Raw genomic sequence first — 20,376 nt, forward strand, 5'->3', positions numbered from 1 at the left:
GCTCTATCGATTCCAAAGTGCTTGCATCGATGCTTAGCTTGTGTCGTCCCATGTCCCACTCCTTTTAATCAAAGTTATGGGACAAGATAATCAAGTTTTATGGCTTGTCAATGTAAATCTTGTATTAGATGGACCCACCTCCTCCTCCAACATAGATTGCAACCGTGTTTGGGGGAGGGGATGGGGAATTTGGGGAAACAAACGATCACTCCGTCAATACCCGGGATGAATCCCGGGACTATTGTCCTGCACCGGTTGAAACCGGTTTGCCTACAGATTGAAAGGTCTCTGACCGCTGTGGCAAATCGGAATTTGCCACCCCTTCAAGCCGAGTCTGATTATCTGACCCACTTGGTTTTAAAAGAGAGCCAAGAAACCTCTACTCATTTGAAGTAGTAATAGATACCGCCCTGGATGTACCACATGGCGATGTCGTGCTTCCAGTTGTAGGTGATGGGCAGCTCGAGGGCCAGGCGGAATTGCTTGCCCAGGTATAGTTCGAATCCGGGCCCGGCGCCCACAGCCCAGCGGTGTTGGACCTTAAGCTCGCTGTCTTCGGTTCCGGCCACAGGTATGTAGTAATGGTAGGAGTCATTATATATCGTGTCCGAAACTGTGACCAGACTATAATCCTGGGTATATTGCTTGCGCTGGAAATATTTGTAATATCCGCCTGCGAAGACGTAGAAGCGGCCGTTCCTGAATTCGTCGATCGTGCGGATATAGTTCAGCCCCATGTTGCCGGAGGCTTCGCGGCCGTTTTTCTTGACCGTGATCAGGGAGTCGCTCTCGTCCCAGGAATCCCAATCATAATATTGGGTGGGGAACCTGATCTCGTCACTGCCCCTGGTGTAGGCACCCACGGTCAGTTGGAGCCCGTTCAAACCATCCATCCAGCGCATGGCGTAGCCGCTGCTGGATTGGGTCCCGGCGTGGACTCCGATCGCCGTGCGGGAGTTCTGTATCTCTGCTGATAGTGCCAGGGCTAGCAGCATAAATACCGTCAGTAGTAACAAGTTCTTATTTGGCATGATACACCTTCTCGTAAATATGCATTTTCAAATAGTATAAGTGTCAGAGCCGCAAAAGCCAATTAGATTCGCTGCGCGGAGCCTGAATGCCGGTCCAGTTTCAGCAGATGGTAAAGCAGCGCGCAGCTCAGATAAACAAAACCGGCCGCCCAGAGGACATCCGAGGCAAAATGCCCGCCCTGCGCCATGCGGATGATCCCCATCCCGATCCCGTAAGCCATAGCCAATAGGAAGAACCAGGGGGTAAGATATTTCCTTCTTCCCCGGACCACAAAGTAGAGGGCGAAGAAATAGAAACCCATCGAGGCGTGCCCGCTGGGAAAGGAATTGCCTGGGGAACTGGAGTCATACGTGAGAGGCTCCTCAAAGGCATGGATCCCGTTGAATTCGATGATGTTTCTGGGCCGCGGCCGGCCCCAGTATTCCTTGAAAACGGCATTGACCAGCAAACCCGGCCCCAGGAGCATGGCCAGGACCAGAAACAACCCGGACCAGCGCCAGATGACCAGGGACCGGGAGAAAAAACTCACGCTGAACACGGCAAATCCCGTAAAGGCTGTAAACAGAGCGGGTAGGGTGCCATAGCGGTAGACGAGGTCGAACAGGGCGAACTGTTTGCCCGACCAGGTGCCGGCATCGGAGAAGAAGAATCCCTGCAAAAGCAGATCCAGGTCAAATATGCGGATCAGCCAGGTGCCCAGGCCAAGGGCCAGGACGGGGACCAGGAAATCCAGAATCAGAACGATGCGGCGGCTCCTGAGAGCCGCCGTATCTTGATCATTTATCTTTATCGAGGGATGTTGAGCCAATTGGAACATCTGCTACCGCGGATCATTCAATTATCTCATCCCCGTTAGGGTCATACTTCCAGATCGTCTTCCACGTCATCTGAGGATTCGGCCGGTTCTTCCAAATCGGTTACTTCGGCTTCTTCTTCAGGGGTCTCAGACTCGCTGACCTGTTTGACGGTTTCTTCAGCTTCTTCTTCCGCAGTTTCTTCCGATAAGGGTTCTTCGACCACCGCTTCCGTGACGGTCTCGAGCTCTTCAACAGCTTCTTCAGTTACGGTTTCTTCGACCACCGCTTCTTCCACGGTTTCGAGCTCTTCAACAGCTTCTTCGGCAACGGTTTCTTCGACCGTTGTTTCTTCCACAGTTTCGAACTTCTCAACAGCTTCTTCAGATACTGTTTCTTCCACAGTCTCGAGTGCTTCCACCGTTTCTTCAGTTACGGTTTCTTCGACCGTTGTTTCTTCCACAGTTTCGAACTTCTCAACAGCTTCTTCAGATACTGTTTCTTCCGCTGTCTCGATCTCTTCCACCGCTTCTTCAGTTACGGTTTCTTCAATTACGGGTTCCGCGAGCTCAGCTTCCGCGACGGGTTCCGCTGCAGTTTCATCGGCAGGTTCGAGTTCAGGCATTTCCACGGGAACTTCGACTACCTCAGGCGCGGCGGTTTCTTCAGGGCTGGCCGGCACTTCAACTGGTTCTTCCGGAGAGCTCGTAACGGCTTCTGCTTCAGGCATTGAGCCTTCGGCGACAATGGCTGCCACAACCAAACCCTCGGCGCTTTCGGCTTCTTTCCGGGCTTCCTCAGCCGCTTGCTGCTCCTGCTTTTCCCGGGCGGTCCGTTCAGCGCGTTTTTTCTGCATCCGGATGATGCGGTCGCGCATGTATTGTTCGTGCAGGGCGATGTATTCCTCCTGCAGTTTGGGATCGCGGGAGAAGAAGAAGGCCTTCACGGAAAGGATCAGGCGGCGGTTGTCCATATCCAGCTCGATCACCTTGAGAGGCAGTTCCTCGCCGGCGTGGAAGGCGTCTTCTGAGTGTTCCAGTTTGGGGATCGCCAGATGGGAGATGGGGATGAAGCCCTCGACGGTGTCTTCGCCGACGGGAATGTCCACCAGGACGCCTTTGGGTATGAGTTTGCTGATCTTGCCCTTAACTTCAGTGTTGATGGGCAGGACGCTGCTCAGGTTGCTCCAGGGATCGGGGGTGAGCTGTTTCACGCCCAGGGCGATGCGGTGTAGGGCCCGGTCGATCGAAAGGATCACGGCTTCGACTTCCTGTCCCTTGCGATAAACCTCGCGCGGGTGGTAGATGCGTTTGGTCCAGCTGATATCGGAGATGTGGATCAAACCGTCGATCCCGTCTTCGATCTCGACAAAGGCGCCAAAGGCGGTGATGCTTTTGATGGGGCGCGTGATCACGGCGCCGATGGGGAAATGGTCCTCGATGGAGAGCCAGGGATTGGGATCCATCTGTTTCATGCCCAGGGAGATGCGCCTGTTTTCCTTGTCCAGTTCCAGGACGATGGCGTTCACCACGTCGCCGATCTTGACGATCTTGCGCGCGTCCGTGATCTTCTTGGTCCAGGACATCTCGGAAATGTGCACCAGGCCTTCCACGCCCGGCTCGATCTCCACGAAGGCGCCGAAGGATTTGACGCTGACCACTTTACCGGTCACGCGCACGCCTTCGGGATACTTGATCTCGACATTCTCCCAGGGATGGGGAACCAGCTGTTTCAGGCCCAGGGAGATCTTGTTGGTTTCGCTGTCGAATTTGATGACCTTCACCTTCACCTTGTCGCCGATGCTCAGCATGTCGCTGGGATGGTCGATCTTGCCCCAGGACATGTCGGTGAGGTGCAAAAGCCCGTCGATCCCGCCCAGATCGATGAAGGCGCCATATTGAGTTATATTTTTCACTTCCCCGTCGAGTTCTGAATCGACGTTTATCCGGGCAAGCAGCTCCTGACGTTTCAGGTTTGCCTCATCTTCCAGGACCATTCTGCGGGAAAGGATGATATTGCGGTGTTCCTCGTCAAGGTTCATCACCTTGAAGCTGAGTTCCTTGCCAATGAATTGATCGAGGTTGGGGATCGGTTTCAGGGACATCTGGGAGCCGGGTAAAAAGGCCTCGATGCCCAAAACATTTACGATCATCCCGCCCTTGACGCGGCGCCGGATCGTGCCGTTCAGCACGGTTCCATCGATATTGGCCTGTTTGATGAGCTCGATGTTCTTGATGAAATCGGCTTTGCGCTTGGAAAGCGAAAGCCTACCCTCGCCGTTGTCGAGATCGTTGATGAAGACCATGATCGTGGAATTGAGCTCCGGAATGCCGTTGTACTCAAATTCACTGAGGGGTATCACGCCGTCGGATTTGAATCCGATGTCCACAACCACTTCCTTGTCATTGACGCTGACCACGGTCCCCTCTTTGACGTCTCCTCTGCGGAAACTTGAGGCGTGTTCCTCGATCAGGTCCATCAGTTCCTGGTTGGGATGGGGTTCTTTGGTTTTGGCGCGGGTGGCTTTGCGTTTGTGGTGTTCTTCAGCGGCAGCAAGGAGTTCGGCCTGATCCGCGTCCGACTCAAGCGCCGTTTCCGGCTCTTGTTCGGGCATGGGTTCCTGCTCTGACACAGTTTCCTGCTCGGTAACGGGTTCCGCTTCGGTCACAGGTTCAGGCTCAGTCACAGGTTCAGGCTCTGTCTCGGGTTCAGGTTCGGTCACAAGTTCCGGTTCGGTCACGGCAGCCTCGGCCTTTTCGGGCTGGGCTGGCTCTTCATCTTCCGGTTGGACCGGTTCGCTGTTTGCCTGGGTGGCTTCTTCCACCGTGGGTTCAGGTTCGGCCGCCGTTTCAGGCTCTTCCTGAGTTTCTTCCATCACTTTCGTCTCTTCAGCAGGTGCTTCCGTTTCGGGTTCTTCGGCATCGACTTTTGGTTTTGACAGTTCGTCTGCGCCTTCCATCAGTTCTTTTTCCAGGTCTTGTTCCCGGTCGTTTTCCTTCTGGTCGGTATCGACATGGTTTTGATCATGCTCTAACATGATTCCTCCTTAAACAGGGGAATTTCCCCGATGCGCGTCGCCGTGCCGGGTTCCCCTTTGATTTCTTTGATTTTGTTAAAAACTTTGATGATCGTCTCCGCGGGGGTGGAGGCCCCGGCCGCGAGTCCGATGCTTTCCGCTCCAGACAGCATTTCAGCTTCGAGCTCCGCCTCGGTCTCGATGTGCAGGCTTGTGGTCTCGGCGGCACAGAGATCCTGGAGCATCATGGTGTTGGAGCTGTTCTTCCCGCCGATCACGACCATCAGGTCGGATCTCCGGGCCAGTTTCACGGCTGTGTCCTGGCGCAGCGTGCTGGCGGAACAGATGGTGTTGAAAACCCTGAGATCCAAAACGCGGGGCAGCAGCCGGCCCACCAGGTCCTGCAGGTTGCTCAGCTTCTGGGTGGTCTGGCTGATCACGCTCAGCGTTTTCCAGTTTTGCTCCGGCAAAGGGTCTCCGGGCTTGATCACCCGGGTGAGCTGATTGCCGTAGGAAAGCATGCCCCGGACCTCCGGATGGTCCGGATCGCCCATGATGAACACCGGATATTCGCTCATTGAGGCCACCAGTTCCTGCGCCCGTTTCACGTAGGGGCAGGTGGCGTCGATGATCTGGTTGTCCGTGGCCTGCAGGGCTTCCCATTCCTGTTTGGAAACCCCGTGGGAGCGGATGACCACGCTCATGTTGTGGATATCCTGGCTGCTCTGGCAGACCCCGATGCCTTGTTGCGCCAGTTCATTCACTACCTGTGGGTTGTGGATCAGCTCGCCCAGGGTGCAGACATCGGAGCCTTCGTTGGCGGCTTCCAGGGCCATCTGGATGGCGCGCCGGACGCCAAAGCAGATGCCGGAGTGTTCGGCCAGCAGGATGGTCATACAGCCTCCATCCTGGCTTTGACGATCGCGAAAAGAGTCTCCACCTGCTCTTCCACGCTCAGGGCGCTTGTATCGACCTCTATGGCGTCCTCAGCCCTGGCCAGGGGTGCCAGGGCCCGGCTGGCGTCGTTGCGGTCGCGTTCGTTCAATTCGGCCAGAATGGTATCCTCATCGCTGACAATGTGTTTTCGCAGAAGTTCCAGCCAACGCCTCCTGGCCCTGATCTCCGGCGAGGCGGTGAGGAAAAACTTGATGTCCGCGTTGGGGAAGACATAGGTGCCAATGTCACGCCCGTCCAGGATCACGCCGCCCCCGGAGCCAAGCTGGCGCTGCAGTTCTACCATCTTGTGGCGGACCGCGGGCAGGGCGGAAATATCAGAGGCGAGGCGGGAAATCTCGTTGGCCCGGATGGCCTGGGAAACATCCTCGCCGCCGAGCAGGATCACGTTGTCGCCGTCCGTCAGCTCGACCCGGATATCCAGATCCGCCAGCAGGGAGCGCACCGCTTCATCGTCGCTCAGGTCCGTGCCCCGGCGCAGGGCTTGCAAAGCGCAGGCCCGGTACATCGCACCGGTGTCCAGATACACGTAGCCCAGTTTAGTGGCCAGGAGCCGCGCAGTCGTGCTTTTTCCTGAGGCGGCGGGTCCGTCGATCGCGATAATGAGTCGTTTCTCCATTACTTTTTTCCTATTTAACCACATTTTGAAGCCCCAATAATGAGTCAATGCTTTTTTTCAGAACCGAGTTTTCCTCTTTTATCCACCCCGGCCCGCTCTCCTTTGACGGCGTTAATCACTTGACTATCCACAGTCAATCACTTGTCTATTATTGACAAGTGATTGACTGTGGATAGACAAGTGATTATCAGGGTTAAAAGAGATGGAGGAGGGGAATGAAGAATTCTATGTTGGGTTCACTAAAGGCTCTCTTTCAGATCGAGTGGGTTACTTAAGGCTCTTAAGAAGGATCAGCAGAGAGGGCGCAGGCTTCGACAAACCGGTTTTTTTCACCGGTGCAGGAAAACAGGCCCGGGATTTATCCCGGGTATGGAAGTGGGTTTGTAGGCGCTCCATGAATCTCCACCTACTCCCCAAAACACAGATTCGATCTGTGTTTTGGGGAGGGGGTGGGGCAATGAAATGTATCTGCCTTAGCCTTGATGAAGGACGGCCAAAACCGCCGCCTATATTCCTGCACCCCGCCTGCGGCAGGGTTTGCAATCAGCCCGAACCCGGTCTGATGAGCGGAAAAGTCTTGAGGATAGGGGAAATTGTTTATAGCGCGTTGGGTAGGGTGGCTGGTGCCGAACGGTCATTCCGCTTTCAATTCGCGGGTCATGAGCTCGATGATAGCCTGGCGGGGGTCTTTGTCCTCATAGAGGACCGCGTAGACCTGCCCGGTGATGGGCATTTCGATGCCTTTTTGCCGGGCGAGCTGATACACGGACAGAGTGGTGACGGCGCCTTCAGCCACCATGCTCATCTCTGCAACTATGTCCCGGAGCTTGCGCCCGGAGCCGATCTCGAAGCCCACATAGCGGTTGCGGCTGTGTTGGGAGATGGCGGTGGTGACCAAATCCCCCAGCCCGGAAAGCCCCAAAAAGGTTTCCGCTCTTGCCCCGCAGGCCATTCCCAGGCGCTGGATCTCCACCAGGCCCCGGGTGAGCAACGCGCCCATGGTGTTATCCCCAAAGCCAAGCCCAGCCACGATCCCGGCGGCGATGGCTATGACGTTTTTCACCGCCCCGCCCATTTCCACTCCGGCCAGGTCCAGGCTGCGATAGACCCGGAAATAGCTGTTGCTGAAGACGTTTTGCAGGGTTTGGAGGAGTTCGTCATCGGTGCCGGCCACGACCACGGTGGTGGGGATCCTGCGGGCGACTTCCTCGGCATGGCTGGGTCCGGATAGCGCGCAGATCCTGTTCTGCACCTGCGGTGGCAGGATCTCTTGCAAAACCTCGCTCATGGTCTTCAGTGAGCCGGTCTCAATGCCTTTGGAGACGTTGACCACGGCCAGGAGCTCCGGATCCAGCCAGATCCTGTCCTGATCGGTGGGAGGGATGCTTTGCAGGGTGGCGCGCAAAAACTGCGAGGGTGTGGCCAGAATTACGATCCGGGGCGAAAATTGGGCAATGTCGGCAAAGCTGCCGGTGAAACCGATGCCCTCTGGAAGTTGTACGGAGGGCAGGAGCAAAGGATTGGAACGGGTTTCAAGCAGTGAGTCCAGGAACCGGGTATCGTGTTCCCAAACCAGGATCTGATGTGAATTTTCGCTGAGCAGTTTCGCCAGGGCCAGGCCCCAGCCGCCTCCGCCGATGATCGCGATCCGCATGGGTCTGCAGGCGCCTATATCTCGGGCGTGTTTTTCAGACGGCAGATCAGGTCCAGGTCTTCGTCATCGTCGTCGTCGAGGTCTGCATCCTCTCCTTCTTCGGGTTCTGCCATCCAGTCGGGACAAAAGAGCAGATCCTCTTCAAAATCCCATCCATCGACGTTTTCCAGCCCAAACCTATCCAGCAGCTCGCTTTCCCAGATTGCGTAGTAGGCAGTCCCGTCGGCCACGGCCCAAACCAGGACGGGGTCTTTGTAGTGGCGCAATTCGATCTTGTGGTTTTCGGAGAGGTCAAGGAATTCCTTGATCTTTTTCAGGTCGCTTTCTTTTCTAAAATCCATCGTTCCGCCTAAAAGCTGTATTTCACCGTGGCTGACATCCGGTTTTCGCCGTATTCCCGCGCTCTGCGGACCGCGGCCACAGGAGATTCTACATTCCTGAAGATGTGAGAGTAGTCAAGCATTAAATTCCAATTCGCATCAAGCTTGAAGTTCAGTCCGGCTTCGGTGGTGTAGATCTTGTAGACCCTGCCGCCATACCAATTGTCGGCGGATTGGAAAAATCTTTCTTCATAGGAGAGCGCCAGGCTGGGATGCCAGGTCGCGCCCCGGGGTTTGTTTTCATCCAGGGGCATGGCTTTCAGGCTCAGGTCGCCGCGGTAGATGTTGCTTTCATAGCTGCTGTCCTCATCATCGGCGTTCGTGTTGTCAAAAACCCGGTAGTAGTAGATCCCGCCAACGCTGAAGGCCGGAAATGACTGGCGAAGGCCGAGGCCCAGGGTGGTGGCGTTGCCGTCGAACTCGGTCCAGTACTGGTTGTAGAAATACTGCTCATGGCGGGCGTGGAGCTGGAAGGTGGTATTTTTCAGCGGCTTGAGGTTCAGGTCGCCGCGGTAGAGGTTGCGCTCATAGCCGTATTGCTCGAGTTCCCTGGTGCCGTCGGTATCGACATAGCTGCGGATATAGGTGTTGGGATAGTAGCCGTAGAGGGCGGTGAAATTCCAGTAATGGCGGTCCACTCTGAAGCGCAGGAGGGCGTCCCGGCGCTGCTTGTCGGGGTTGGAGACATTCTGGGAGACAATGCCGGTGACCGAGGGAGTGAATTTCCACCATTTGTAGCGGAAAGGATAGGCCACATCGACCCGGGCGGCGATGGTCAGATCGTCGGTGGTCTGGACGTATTCGAGATTGGGATGGGCTTGCTGGAAGCGGTCCAGATCGTACTCGGAGAGTTGGAACACATTGTCCGAATAGGTGGTCTGCAGGGAAAGTCCGAGTTCCGTTTGCGCGTTCAGAGAGAGCGTTCCCAGCCCGAAAAAGAGGGCCAGGGACATGATGATGGGCACAAAATTGCGCGGAGACCGCGGAACGGGCTTCTTACCCTCTTTGCCGCCGGTCTCGGGATCCTCGGTGAGCGTGGTTTGATCGCAGCCAGCGGGTTCCTGCTCCGGCATGATCTTGGTCGTTTGGTCTTTGCGGGGTTCAGGCATGCCTTGTCCTCAATTTGCCCTTAAAACCAGGGGACGCGCCAGAAAGAGATGGTCGCTCACGGCGCGTAGTTCATAATCGGATGAACCGTTGTTGGCAGGCAGTTCCAGCTTCATGCCGGTGGTCAGGTGGTCGATCCCCACGGCCTTGTATTTGGTGGTGCGCAGCAGCGAAAACTCATAACTTTCCACCAGTTCGCCATTGCGGTAGAGCTCAAACTCAGGCAGGGTGCGGTCCAGTAGGCGGGCCCGGACGTAGACGATGCCGTTGCGCTGGTTGTTGAGGGAGAATTTCAGGCTCTGGGACGGATTGAACACGTGGTAATCGCTGTCCGTGCCGTTGTGGGTTACGCTCAGGATCCCGCCATGGGCACGGATCTGGAGATTGGGGGCCTTGGCTGCTTTTGGTTTGGGGGCTGGGGGCAGGGTGTGGAAAGCCCGGAAATAGATGCTTCTTTCGTAGCAGAGGATCTGGATCGTTTTGCTGCCCGGCGGAACGGCAATCTTGACCGGGGCGAAAGCGCGGTAACCATCCAGCATATCAGACTGGATTAGGTCGTATGTGTTGCGCCCAGTGTCGGAAATGACTATGACCCGGGGCCTGTTGATCCGGGCGATGGCAAAGGAACGCAGTTCGATCTCGGAGATCCCGTCCACGTTCAGGGTCAGGGTTTTTTCCGGACGGGAACGATAGTACCAGTGGTTTCCAGCTTCAGTTTTCAGCAGGCGGCGGCTGCCCGGATTCTCAAATTCAAGGGCTCTGACCCTCGCGCCGGCACTGGCCAGGCCAAGCACCGCCAGGAGGATCAAGGTGATTCGTTTGAACATCTATGCTCCAAAATCTATAGTTCTTCGTCGGGATCGACTATGTTGGACATGAAATGGCGGTCGTGCCGGTCCAGGATGATCACCGCGATAATGGCGGCCAGCAGCAGTACAAGGCAAACCGCCGCGACGGTGACGTTATGTTTTTTCAGGCTGAAAGCGGGCCCCACACCCGGTTCGGGCATGTTGCCGGTCGTGCTTTGCAGGTTGTATCTCCGGATCCAGCGCTGGGCATGCTGCATGCTGAAGACGGGCACATTTTCCCTGGCCATGACCATCATGATCCCCTCGGGGACGAATGTCTCCTCGGCCAGCCGGCGATTCATACCTTCCAGGATCTGGTTGGCGTTGGGCTCGCTGCCAACGTTGGCCAGGCCCCGTCCGATATTCACAAACAGCTTGTAACGGCTGCCTTGGGGAAGCAGCTGCGCGTAGGCGATCTCGCGTGCCTTGACGTTGTCCTCCAGGGTAGAACCGAGCAGGGGATCGACCCCGTTGCGGCTCATCGCGGCAAGGAGGGCTTTGATTCCGTCATCGGATAGGCCCACCCCCAGGTCGTCTTTGCCGCCCAGAGAGGCGTAGGCAGCCCCGAAATCTATGAGCCCTCTGCGTTTGAGGATGGCTTCCATGTCCAGCCAGGTGTATTCCTCGCGGTTGGCACCGTAGGAGGCGGAGGACAGGGAAACGATGATGGATGGCTTTAGTTCCATAGCCTTGATGGCGGCATAGAGGGAAAGATTGACGGCAGGATTGGAACCGGTTATCCCAACAGCGATGAAATCCCCAGCCTTGAGTCCTGCTCTGGAAAATTCCTCCACAAAGATGGCTGCCAGATTGGGATTCAGGGCCGCCTGTTTGTCTGAAAGCGATCCTCTGTCAGTGGTGATGGTGGTGCGGGCGGCGCCGATCAGGCCGGTCTGGTCGGGATCGTCGATGGGGTCGAATGGTATGCCCAGGCGCACTTGTTCCGCCCTCAAAGTATCGATGAAAGACGCCATCAACGTGGCAGCCTCCACTTTTTTCTCGTAGTTGTCGGCTTTGATTGTCACATAGCTGCTTTGGGCGATCAGATAGAGGATGACGCTGAAGATGAAGAGCAGGATCAGGGACCAGCCGGATTTCAAGGATGGACGGTACATGCTAAACCTCCCCGCCGAAAATGACCATCAGGGCCAGCCGCACCAGGATCGCCGCCACGCCCATCGTGGTGAGCGTTTTGATGAATCCCTGGCGCTCAAACCAGTTGGCGATCAGGCCTGGCACGATGTAGCCGATCGACTGCATCTGGAAAGTGTAGACCGTGAAATTCTCCACAACCATCAGCCGGGTGGCCCAGCCAAGGATGAAACCGATCAAGATGCTCAGCACCATGCGCCGTTTACCGAAGACCAGCGTGAACTGGCTGATCACCCGGATGATCGCCCAGGTGAGCAAACTGACCACCAAGGTGCCCAGGATCTGCATGGGTTTGTCCAGATACAGGGCCACATAGCCCGGCACGACGATTCCGCCGGCCGAAGCGCCCAACATCTCGCTGAAGATCAGGCTGATGATCACACCAAGGCCAACGGCTGCCTGAATTATTGTTTCAACCACTTTAGTTCCTCATTTTGCTTTCTAGACTTATGTTTGAAATGCGCCACGATCTGCGCGCCGTACCAGACCTTGCCCGCCATGTTGCCTATCCCCAGGACATGCGACTCGCTGCCTGTGAGTTCCAAAACCTTTTGGTAGATCACCTCCGGCAGCGGATCTCCCAGAGGGATGACCTTGTTTTGGGGGATCCCGGCCCGCAGGGCATAGGCTTCAACCTTTTCGGGGATCTCGCCAGTGAGCAGGAGATAGGAAAAATCCAGGTCCTTCAACGCGTCCACCAACTGCCGGGAACGGTACAGCCGGTCAGTGCGGCTGTTGAGGATGATGATCTTTTCCACGTTGCTGAGCTGCCCGGTCACCATGTCGATGATGCGTCCCGTGGATTGGGGATCGTTAGCGGCGAAGACGTTGTAAAAATGGACGGTCTTGGGTCCGTCGTGGATGATGTATTTGCGCAGGGCGCCCGGATCGGGATTGGCATTCTGCATTCCCCGCAGGGCGATGGGGCGCGGCACTCCCGCTTCGGCGCAGACCGCCAGGGCCAGTTGGACGTTCTCCGCGTGCTCGATATAGCGGAATTGCGCCATTTCCTGCGGGGTAACGTCCGTGGGGCGGATCTGCTGGATCCGGCAGTGTCTGTGCTGGGCCACTTTTTCCAGGAGTTTGAAATGCACGTTTTCCGCGGTGTAGCAGACCCCGCCGCTGGGGATGGTGTTGCTCAGGGACAGGGTAATACTCTGTTCCGTTGAGCCCATCAGGTCCGTGTGGTCCTCCCGGCAGTTGGTGATTACGCTGATCGTGCTGCGCACGAATTTGCGCTCCGTGATCCACTGATAAACAGGATTCACGGCCATGCACTCGATTACGATGGCGTCAGGCTTTTCGGTCACGGCATGGCGGAAAATGTATTTCTGCTCGATGATGTTGGCCCCCATCAGGCGGATGATCGCGGCTTCGCGACCGTCCGGCAGCACCACCCGCGGCAGCGTGCCCGTGATCTTGGCAACGGTCTTGAGGTTCCCGGCCCGCAGGCCAGCCGCGATCAGGCGCGTCACGCTGGATTTGCCGCGCGTGCCGTTCACGTGGATCCTGACAGGGATGGACAAGAGGTTGCGCTGGTGCCGCCAGTATTCGTGCACCCAGTAGGCCACCAGGATCATCGTCGCCAGTAGTAAAACAGTCATCTATTCCTCATTACGCTATCTGTATCAGTTTTCGGGCATGGCTTCGCCATCATTGCCTCAGTTTCATTAATGCAATATCCATTCCAGCCCCGCATTTTTCATTATTCATTGACACAAATCCCGTACTTTAAGACTATGCGCGCCATACGCATCAGCAAACTCAAAGGAAATATCGATGATGGAAGAAAGGATCTCCGGAACGCTGCCAGCCCGGGAAGGCAATTATGGCTCCGTGCTGTATTGGATGCAGCAGGCCCAGCGTGTTGAGGCCAACCACGCCCTCAATCTGGCCATCAGCCTGGCCAATGAGCGCAAACTGCCGCTCCGCTTGGTTTTTGTCCTCAGCGACCGGGTTCCCGACGCCAACCTGCGCCATTACCAGTTTATGCTGGAAGGCCTTGCTGAAACGGCCGCCAAGCTGGACCGCCTGGGCCTGGAGTTTCACCTCTGCGCCGGCGATCCGGGCAAGACAATCGCTGCCCTGGCATCCGGAAACCCCATCGTGGTCGCAGACCAAGGCTACCTGCGCTGGCAAAGGCAGTGGCGCGCCGACCTGCAGGCAAGGATGGACACCCAGGCTTATCTGGAAGTGGAAAGCGACGCGGTCGTGCCGGTGCGCACGGCTTCAGACAAGGAGGAATACGCTGCTGCGACCATCCGGGGCAAGATCCTGCGCCATTTGGAGGAATTCCTGGAGCCGGCTCCCCTCCCGGAATACCAAGCCCGGCCTGGCCAGGATCTGTCAGTCCCCAAAGACATTCCGCACCTTCTATGCAAAGCGGATACAGGGACAGAGGGCCTATTGGGCTTCGCCCGGCAACATCTTGCACTGGATGATAGTGTTCCTTGCTCCGGTCATTTCCCTGGCGGGCATTCCGAGGCCGTCAAACATCTGGAACTCTTTCTGGACAAGAATTTGCCTCTCTACGCGGAAAAGCGCAACGATCCCTCTTTGGGCATCCAGAGCAATCTCAGCCCCTACCTGCATTTCGGCCAGATCTCCGCGCTCGAGGTCGCGCTCCGGGTCCTGGAATATTGCGAGGTCCCGGCCTACGCGGCGGCCGGCCTGATCAAGGACAAGAGCGGACTGGAACCCCTGCAGGCAGGAGTGGCCTCCTTCCTGGAGGAACTCATCGTCCGCCGCGAACTGAGCTGCAATTTCTGCCATTACAACGCTGCTTACGACGACTACACCTGCGTGCCGCTCTGGGCCAGGAAAACCCTTAACGACCACCTCGCGGACCCGCGTCCGGCCATGTACTCACCTGAAGAACTGGAATCCGCCCAAACGGATGATCCCTATTGGAACGCGGCCCAGACGGAGATGCTGTTAACCGGCAAGATGCACAACTACCTGCGCATGTATTGGGGCAAAAAGATAATCGAATGGACCCCCGATCCCGAGACCGCCTTCAGCCTCATGTCCTGGCTGAACAACAAGTATCAGCTGGACGGAAGCGATCCCAATAGTTACGCCGGCATCGCTTGGTGCTTCGGCAAACACGACCGTCCCTGGCAGTCCCGGCCGGTCTTTGGCAGCGTGCGCTACATGAACGCCGCCGGCCTGAGGCGCAAGTTCGACATGGCGGGCTATCTGGACAAAGTGCGCTCCCTTTCCTCCCCCTTTTAACATTAGGCAGGTTTCAGCAGGACCACATCCGGCCCAACAGCCATTTGAGGCTGCTGGGCCCGAGGTGCTCCACCTGAAGACGGGTTTTTGTAAAGACAGGGGGACGGTGTTCTTTGGATTGGGAAAGCCCCGGAGGGGCGCAGGCGGTTGACAAACCCCGCCGTAGGTGGGGAGAAGGAATATAGGCGGTAGCTTTAGCCATCGCGCTTGAATGCACATACAACAGAACAACAACCCCACTCCCTCCTCCAACACAGATGTGATCTGTGTTGGAGGAGGAAGTGGGGAATTCGCGGAAATTAAGCTTAAACTCGTGAATACCCGGGATAAATCCCGGGCCTATTATCCTGCACCGGTTAAAACCGGTTTGTCAACAGCCTTCGCCCCTCCAAGGCCTGCCTAATATGATCTTTGATGAGGTGTATTCAATAGCTCAAAGATGCCTTATGGCTCACGGGTAGAAGCATCGAATATGCAGATCGGCAGACGATTCGAAAATATTCCACAGGTCAAGGGTTAAATCTGCAAATTATTGCTTGACATTCTTCCGCAATTCCCGCTTCATGCAACTGCATACCAAAAATCAGGTCAAAGGAGAACCAAGATGAAACAAACCGCTTTGCTTTTCGTCGTTTCCCTGCTCTGCGCCTGCCTGGGCGCCACCATCTGGCACGTGAACAGCAATCCCGACATGGGGGCCGATTTCACCAGTTTAAGCACTGCCGTGGGCCACGCCACCGTGCTGGCTGGCGACACGCTCTATGTTTACGGAGCACCCACCATCTATGCCGACATCGCTTTCAACAAACGGTTGACCATCATCGGGCCCGGCTACTTCCTGAACGAGAACGCCGGCCTGCAGCAGAACCCGATCCCGGCGCAGATCAATAACATCACGATCAATGCCGGTGGCCAGGGCAGCGTGATCGCCGGCCTGCAGATCAATGCCCAGTTGTCTTTCAACACCGCCAGCTGCGTGGTTCAGCGCTGCTACGTCGGCAGGCTTTATCTTCAGGGGCCCAATTGCTTCGCGACCCAATGCTTCATTGGAACAGGTAGCTATGACGCAGTTGTTGTTGAGAACGTCGCGATCAATTTCCTGATCACCAACTCTTACATTTACAAAAATAACTCTACCTTAAGAACGATTTACATGCATGACAGCAGCAGCGGCAGCATCGTCAATTGCGTCCTCCGTGGCTACCAACATATCATCAGAAATGCAGAGTTTTATAACAACATCGTGGTGCCTTTGGGCGCGGCGAGTTTGAACAAGAACGCCAACTGCTCAGTCCACCATAATGTGTTTCTGGCTGGCACCTCCGGGGATTGGGATACCATCGTTTCACCAGTGGACAACCTGACCAATGTGACCACGCCGGTGTTTGCGGGAACGGGCACTACCGACGGGCAATGGCAGTTGGGAGCAGGTTCGGTGGCCATCGGCTACGGTGTGAACGGCGTGGATTGCGGCATCTACGGCGGCCAGACGCCCTACAAGCTGTCCGGCATCCCCGCCATTCCCACCATCTATGAGTTCTACGCCCCCAGCACCGGCTTCAACATCCCCATACAATTGCGCGCCCGTTCCAACAACTGAGGTGCGCCATGTTACGCGCCATATTGATCTTAGCGGGATTGTCCCTGCTGGCAATGCTGGCCGGGGCTGACATCGATCGGGTGGAATACTACTTCGATGCCGATCCCGGCTTCGGCAGCGGATCAGCACTGGCCCTCACTCCCGGAGAGGATATCCTGATCGACGCCCTGATCGACCTTCCCGCCCTCAGTAGCGGCATGCACCGCCTCTATCTGCGGGCCCGGGATACGGACGGGGTCTGGAGCCAGAACAACTCGCGCCTGTTCTTCAAGGTGCCCCAGTCCCTGCTGCCGATCAGCCGGCTGGAATACTGGTTCGACACGGATCCCGGCTACGGCAGTGCCACTCCGCTGGCCTATACCGGCAGCACCGTGATCTACTGCGAGGATGTGATCCCCACAACCGGGCTGGACAACGGGCTCCATACGTTGTATATCCGCGTCCAGAGCGCCACGGGGCAGTGGAGCCGCAATTACCCGCGCTTCGTGTTCAAGAGCCCGACTCTGGTTCCGCCCCTGACCGCGGTCAGATATTACTTTGACGACGAGGATGACGGCGTCTGGAGCGTGCCGGCCACGCCCTACCTGGGCGACAACACCCACACCGTGCTGGACTTCACGATCGACTGCCACGCCATCGGCCTGGCGCCGGGCCTGCACATCCTGCATGCCTATGCCGAGAACGGCAGCGGCTACGGCAGCCTGCACCAGGTCAGGTTCTTTTACTACGTGCCGAACGTGGCATCCGACATCAGCCGCATCTGCTGGCGTTTTTCGGGAGGCGACGCGAATCCGGACCTGGAATACTATCTGCCCATCAACCCTCCGCTGGCCGATGTTACCCAAAGCCTGGCCGCTTCGGCTGTTCACCTCACCCAGGATATCCAATACCGCCTGCACGTCTACGTCCGCGACCAGCAGGGAAATATCAGCCAGCACCAGGTTTTGCCCTTCCCCGCCAATTTCATTCCCCGGAATGTTACGCTGAATATCTCCGGTTCCCTGGCCATCCTGAACTGGGACCAGGTCCAGGGAGCCACCTATTACGTTGTAAAATTCAGCGAAGACCCCCTGGCTGAAGGGACGCCTTATACCGTAACTGGTACCAGTTACGTGACCGCGGCCACGGCAGCCAAGAAGTTCTTGAAGGTCCTGGCCGGGGAGGATTGGTCAAACTGAAGGAGCAGCGCTGGCCAGGAATAACGGCATGCTGATCCAGGTGACAGAGATCTGCTCTGTTTGATGCACGCTTGAAAACCGAGCTAATATTCAGCCTGTCCGTTTCGCCAACGTTTCCCGCCGGATAAGCGCCCGTCTGGCGGGCATCGGGCGGGAAACGCGCAGGAAACCGATCTTTAGAATGTAAGGGCGAGTGATCTAAGCGTTGCGCCCGGTTTGGAAGGGAGCCTTATCTGATCCGCGCGATCCTCGCTGTCGCCAGGGTCCCGGGGGGTCCGAAAACCCGCACCAGATAGATCCCGCTGGCGGCGGGGGCGCCGTTATTGTCCAGTCCGTTCCAGACGAAAGTGTGCGTGCCCTTGCCGAGATCTTGCTTGCCCAGGTTTTTCACCAGCTGTCCCCTCAGGTTATAGATGCCGATGCTGGCGTTGTCCAGTCCGGCATTGGTTTTGAGGGTGATGCTGCTGCTTTGGGAAAAGGGGTTGGGGCAGGCGGAGAGGGACACTGCGAGCGGCGGAACGCTTGTTTCTTCAGTCTCGGAAGCGTCCGCGTTGGTATATAGCTTGAAGTCATCGATGTAAACGCCGTCCATCCTGCCCCAGGAACCGGTGTAAAGCCGGAAGCGGAGATACAGGTCTCCGCCGATGAAGCTGTTCAGGTTGTAGGATTGGAGGGTCCAGTCCCGGGTGCCTTCCCAGAAATCCAACACCATCCAGTTGCTGCCGTCGGTGGAGCATTCCAGGATGAGGTTGTCGCCGTCCAGGGCCAGGATCGTTCTGAGCATGAACTGCAGGTTGGCGTTGTCGATGTTTTGCAGATTCAGCGGCGCGGTGAGCCGGCAAGTGCTGTTGGTGTTGTTCTGATAGTTGCCGGCGGGGCTGTCCGTGAGGCTGTAAGCGCCTTCCCAGGCGTCGGTCGTTGTCCTGTTCCAGCTTCCCGTGGCCGTCCAGTTGCTGAAGCTTTCTTCAAAATCCTCGGTCAGCAGGGGCAGGCTGGTGATGCGCAGGGTGATCGAGGTCGCGTAGACCGGGCGCATGATGTTAAGTGTCTCAAAGCCTGGCTTGGAGACCCTGAGCTGATACTCGCCGGGATAGAATTCCGGGATGACAATATTCCCTTGCGCGTCCGATGTGTATTGAGCGTCTGTGATGTTCAGGATGCTGAGCACGGCTCCGGCCACCGGCGCAAAGAAATCGTCCAGGATCTGGATGCTGAGTTCCTGAGCCGGGCTGGGGGCCAGGCTAACCTCCTCGATGGTGGGCATCACGGGGCTGATAGTGACCGTGCGGACCGCGGTCTCATAGCCGGGACGGATGAAGCGGACGGTGTGTTGCCCGGCCGGGAGGAAGTAGTAGTAGGAACCGAACTGGGATTCTGAATAGATCGGGGTCCGGTGGACCGGATGGTCGTCGATGCCATCAACGAAGACCTGGGCCACGATGGGATCTCCGGTCAGGGCATCGGTGACATGCCCGCGCAGGATCTTGAAGTGCTGCCTATGAATCAGGGCCATGGCGCCTGCGACCTGATATTGCACGATCTGGGGCAGCGCGGAAGCGGGGGGGATGAACTCGGTCGCCATTTCGATCGTGAAAGAATAAGCTCCAGTCTCGGCATAGGCCCAGTCGTCGAAACTGCCGCTCACGGGATACAAGCCCCAGGAAGGGCCGGGGGAATAGTTACCGCTGCCCGACATTTTGGGCAGCAGGGACGCCACTTCAAAGGCCAGGGTCTGCAATTCGGCCTCGTCCGGAGCGGCGATCCCGTTCACGTAACCATAGGGGTACAAAACCAGTTCCCCGTAGGTGTGATAACCGATCCCGGCCAGGAATCTTTTGGAGAGGAGCAGGTCGCGGACGATCTGTGTCTCAGGCTCGGAAAAGCCCTCGGGGCCATGGTAGGTGGCGGAGCTCATGTCGTCGGTGGCGCTGGTGTAGCCCCATTTATAGGGATAATTGCGGTTCAGGTCCACCCCGTCGTAGCCAGAGCCGTAGCTCTGATGGTCGAAAGCCTGGTTGGAGTTGTTGTCCCGGATGTTCTTGCGCCACCAGACATCGGTTTCATCGAGCACGATCTTGTGCCCGTCCGGATTGAGCAAGGGTATGATCCAGATCTCGCTGCTGTTCATGATCGCGGTCACGGCCGGGTCGGTCCCGTAGTTTTCGACCAGGTGGATCAGGATGCCCATACAGACCTCTGTGGATAAAGGTTCGCGCGCGTGATGCTCGCCAATGAAGTAAAAAGCCGGCTCATCCTCGTCCAGATCGGCGTTGGCGGAGACCTTCACCGCCCAGACTTCGTGGTCGAAATCCTGGTAGGCGGGCAGGCCTTGGCCCGCGTAGACGGCGCCCCAGCCGGTTCCCAGCGCGGAAACCTGCATCAGGCCGGGATACTGGGCCTGCAGGGTCATCAGTTCGCTCACCAGCTGCGCGTAATTGCGATAGCCGGGGATGTCCCGCGCGGGGCGCAGATTTTCCTTAAGTTGAGCCTCTGTCTGGGTGATACGGATCAGGGGGAATTCCCGGCGCAGCGCTTCCAGTTCTTCGGCAGTGACAACGAGGTCGAGATGGCTTTGGGGCTGGTAGGAAGCGATGTCGGCATCTTCCAGGAGGAAACGTTCCAGTAGTGCGGAGCTGGGTGCGTCGATGCGCACTACCATGCGCTGCGCGCTGAGGATGGAGCTGAACAGGATGATCAGAACGAGGGGGAAGAGGTGTTTCATTGGTTCTCCAATTTGTGGTTAAAAAAATACAGTGGGGAATGCCGGGCGGCATCCCCACTGCTCGGAGGGCATTCTATGTAGGGTCT

General features: G+C 57.0%; 14 protein-coding genes and 1 pseudogene. 3 read left to right on the top strand and 12 right to left on the bottom strand.

Translation table 11 applies throughout. The features are described 5' to 3' along the window. Window positions 1–383: 383 nt before the first annotated feature. From K0B87_04160 to pgsB, 11 genes and pseudogenes are all read right to left on the bottom strand, one after another. Window positions 384–1,031 carry a hypothetical protein gene (locus tag K0B87_04160; protein MBW6513935.1) on the bottom strand — a complete coding sequence of 216 codons (648 nt, stop codon included), beginning with the start codon at window positions 1,029–1,031 and terminating at the stop codon, window positions 384–386. A 62-nt stretch (window positions 1,032–1,093) separates the two neighbouring features. Next, the gene (locus tag K0B87_04165) at window positions 1,094–1,840 is read right to left on the bottom strand and encodes a phosphatase PAP2 family protein (GenBank protein MBW6513936.1); all 747 of its coding nucleotides are present in this window, start codon (window positions 1,838–1,840) and stop codon (window positions 1,094–1,096) included. A 50-nt stretch (window positions 1,841–1,890) separates the two neighbouring features. Then, the gene (locus tag K0B87_04170) at window positions 1,891–4,701 is read right to left on the bottom strand and encodes a 30S ribosomal protein S1 (protein ID MBW6513937.1); all 2,811 of its coding nucleotides are present in this window, start codon (window positions 4,699–4,701) and stop codon (window positions 1,891–1,893) included. A gap of 155 nt (window positions 4,702–4,856) precedes the next feature. Next, a pseudogene (gene cmk / locus K0B87_04175) lies at window positions 4,857–6,415 on the bottom strand ((d)CMP kinase). Window positions 6,416–7,049: 634 nt separating this feature from the next. Next, a complete protein-coding gene (locus K0B87_04180; GenBank protein MBW6513938.1) occupies window positions 7,050–8,069 on the bottom strand; it encodes an NAD(P)-dependent glycerol-3-phosphate dehydrogenase in 1,020 nt (339 codons plus the stop codon). A gap of 14 nt (window positions 8,070–8,083) precedes the next feature. Further along, the gene (locus K0B87_04185) at window positions 8,084–8,410 is read right to left on the bottom strand and encodes a hypothetical protein (GenBank protein ID MBW6513939.1); all 327 of its coding nucleotides are present in this window, start codon (window positions 8,408–8,410) and stop codon (window positions 8,084–8,086) included. 8 nt (window positions 8,411–8,418) lie between these two features. Then, window positions 8,419–9,558, bottom strand: coding sequence for a hypothetical protein (locus K0B87_04190; protein ID MBW6513940.1), 1,140 nt, complete (start codon window positions 9,556–9,558; stop codon window positions 8,419–8,421). A gap of 9 nt (window positions 9,559–9,567) precedes the next feature. Next, window positions 9,568–10,383 (bottom strand): hypothetical protein, encoded by an 816-nt coding sequence (locus tag K0B87_04195; GenBank protein MBW6513941.1) that lies wholly within the window; start codon window positions 10,381–10,383, stop codon window positions 9,568–9,570. Window positions 10,384–10,397: 14 nt separating this feature from the next. Beyond that, entirely contained in the window at window positions 10,398–11,519 is a 1,122-nt protein-coding gene (pgsW, locus tag K0B87_04200; GenBank protein ID MBW6513942.1) for a poly-gamma-glutamate system protein, read from the bottom strand. Between the two features lies 1 nt (window position 11,520). Next, the gene (gene pgsC, locus K0B87_04205; GenBank protein MBW6513943.1) at window positions 11,521–11,976 is read right to left on the bottom strand and encodes a poly-gamma-glutamate biosynthesis protein PgsC; all 456 of its coding nucleotides are present in this window, start codon (window positions 11,974–11,976) and stop codon (window positions 11,521–11,523) included. Next, on the bottom strand, window positions 11,961–13,160 hold the full coding sequence (gene pgsB, locus K0B87_04210; GenBank protein ID MBW6513944.1) for a poly-gamma-glutamate synthase PgsB: 1,200 nt from the start codon (window positions 13,158–13,160) through the stop codon (window positions 11,961–11,963). Before pgsB ends, pgsC begins: the two co-directional genes overlap by 16 nt. Before the next feature lie 175 nt (window positions 13,161–13,335). Here pgsB and K0B87_04215 point away from each other — a divergent pair, with 175 nt between their 5' ends. From K0B87_04215 to K0B87_04225, 3 genes are all read left to right on the top strand, one after another. Beyond that, window positions 13,336–14,790, top strand: coding sequence for a deoxyribodipyrimidine photo-lyase (locus K0B87_04215; GenBank protein ID MBW6513945.1), 1,455 nt, complete (start codon window positions 13,336–13,338; stop codon window positions 14,788–14,790). Window positions 14,791–15,394: 604 nt separating this feature from the next. Next, entirely contained in the window at window positions 15,395–16,390 is a 996-nt protein-coding gene (locus tag K0B87_04220; GenBank protein ID MBW6513946.1) for a hypothetical protein, read from the top strand. A gap of 8 nt (window positions 16,391–16,398) precedes the next feature. Continuing rightward, complete coding sequence (locus K0B87_04225; protein ID MBW6513947.1) at window positions 16,399–17,568, top strand: hypothetical protein; 1,170 nt, start codon at window positions 16,399–16,401, stop codon at window positions 17,566–17,568. A 229-nt stretch (window positions 17,569–17,797) separates the two neighbouring features. On the opposite strand, the gene K0B87_04230 is transcribed toward K0B87_04225, so the two are convergent. Continuing rightward, window positions 17,798–20,290 (bottom strand): T9SS type A sorting domain-containing protein, encoded by a 2,493-nt coding sequence (locus tag K0B87_04230; GenBank protein ID MBW6513948.1) that lies wholly within the window; start codon window positions 20,288–20,290, stop codon window positions 17,798–17,800. Between the last annotated feature and the right edge of the window lie 86 nt (window positions 20,291–20,376).

Source organism: Candidatus Syntrophosphaera sp. (assembly GCA_019429425.1).
Lineage (GTDB): Bacteria > Cloacimonadota > Cloacimonadia > Cloacimonadales > Cloacimonadaceae > Syntrophosphaera.

Bases quoted from the DNA above. Each gene is read 5' to 3' on its own strand.
- K0B87_04160 (MBW6513935.1), bottom strand. From the start codon at position 1,031: ATGCCAAATAAGAACTTGTTACTACTGACGGTATTTATGCTGCTAGCC.
- K0B87_04170 (MBW6513937.1), bottom strand. From the start codon at position 4,701: ATGGAAGAAACTCAGGAAGAGCCTGAAACGGCGGCCGAACCTGAACCC.
- K0B87_04180 (MBW6513938.1), bottom strand. From the start codon at position 8,069: ATGCGGATCGCGATCATCGGCGGAGGCGGCTGGGGCCTGGCCCTGGCG.
- K0B87_04185 (MBW6513939.1), bottom strand. From the start codon at position 8,410: ATGGATTTTAGAAAAGAAAGCGACCTGAAAAAGATCAAGGAATTCCTT.
- K0B87_04190 (MBW6513940.1), bottom strand. From the start codon at position 9,558: ATGCCTGAACCCCGCAAAGACCAAACGACCAAGATCATGCCGGAGCAG.
- K0B87_04195 (MBW6513941.1), bottom strand. From the start codon at position 10,383: ATGTTCAAACGAATCACCTTGATCCTCCTGGCGGTGCTTGGCCTGGCC.
- pgsW (MBW6513942.1), bottom strand. From the start codon at position 11,519: ATGTACCGTCCATCCTTGAAATCCGGCTGGTCCCTGATCCTGCTCTTC.
- pgsB (MBW6513944.1), bottom strand. From the start codon at position 13,160: ATGACTGTTTTACTACTGGCGACGATGATCCTGGTGGCCTACTGGGTG.
- K0B87_04215 (MBW6513945.1), top strand. From the start codon at position 13,336: ATGATGGAAGAAAGGATCTCCGGAACGCTGCCAGCCCGGGAAGGCAAT.
- K0B87_04220 (MBW6513946.1), top strand. From the start codon at position 15,395: ATGAAACAAACCGCTTTGCTTTTCGTCGTTTCCCTGCTCTGCGCCTGC.
- K0B87_04225 (MBW6513947.1), top strand. From the start codon at position 16,399: ATGTTACGCGCCATATTGATCTTAGCGGGATTGTCCCTGCTGGCAATG.
- K0B87_04230 (MBW6513948.1), bottom strand. From the start codon at position 20,290: ATGAAACACCTCTTCCCCCTCGTTCTGATCATCCTGTTCAGCTCCATC.